The 770-nt window shown below is 58.3% G+C and carries 1 protein-coding gene; it reads right to left on the bottom strand.

What is annotated here, in order from left to right; all coding sequences use genetic code 11:
* Positions 1–242: 242 nt before the first annotated feature.
* Positions 243–770 (bottom strand): IS110 family transposase (locus tag KJQ96_RS38570; RefSeq protein WP_213291168.1); only part of this gene is annotated, 528 nt, incomplete at its 5' end.

Raw genomic sequence — 770 nt, 5'->3', positions numbered from 1 at the left:
AACCTCTTGTCTGATTGCGGTTGCTGGCACAAGGGTTCAGCTCGTTACCGACAGCCTGCGAGGCTCGCTCTTGTCTACGAGGTCGACGTTCATAGCCGCCTCACGATGGTAGTCCGAAGATCGGGAGCTGCTATCTATTAGGCGCGTGCTGCAGGCACAGAGGTTGCAGCGCAGTCACCCCGACCTCGTCCTCGCAGGACGTCGTTCCGCCTTTTCGGCGGATCCGCTGAATTGCTAATCGATCATGCGGTCGCCTCCTCGCGGGTCCATCGGAACTCGCTTCCATCTGCCCAGATCCGATGCATCACGATCGCTAATTTTCGCGCGACCGCCACGACTGCTCGGCGAAGACCGCGTCGCTTGGCCACCCTTACACCCCAGGCTTTCAATGCAGACCAACGCTGGGTGCGGGTTAGAAGTGCAAGCGCTGCCTGATAAAGTATGGTCCTGAGCATCACATCGCCGCACCTCGAAATAGCGCCATTCCGATCGGTTTCGCCAGATGCGTATTTGCGTGGCGTAAGGCCAAGATGCGCGCCAACATCGCGGGAGCGTTGAAAGCGATCCGGGTCATCAATAGTTGTTAGAAAAGTGATTGCCGTCAGTGCGCCTACGCCTGGTATCGTCATGAGCCGCTGGCATGTCGGTTCGCGACGTACTATTTCAAGTACCATCTTGTGTAGGACGCCGTACTGTTCACGCAGCGCGGCTCGAGCCACAAGCATTGGGCGCAGCATCGCCGCGAGTCGTGGATGGCCATCTGTGAGTTC

The sequence above is a fragment of the Bradyrhizobium sp. sGM-13 genome, from assembly GCF_018398875.1.
GTDB lineage: Bacteria > Pseudomonadota > Alphaproteobacteria > Rhizobiales > Xanthobacteraceae > Bradyrhizobium.
Note: the sequence above shows the minus strand (reverse complement) of the source record. Positions and strands in the feature narration are given on the sequence as shown.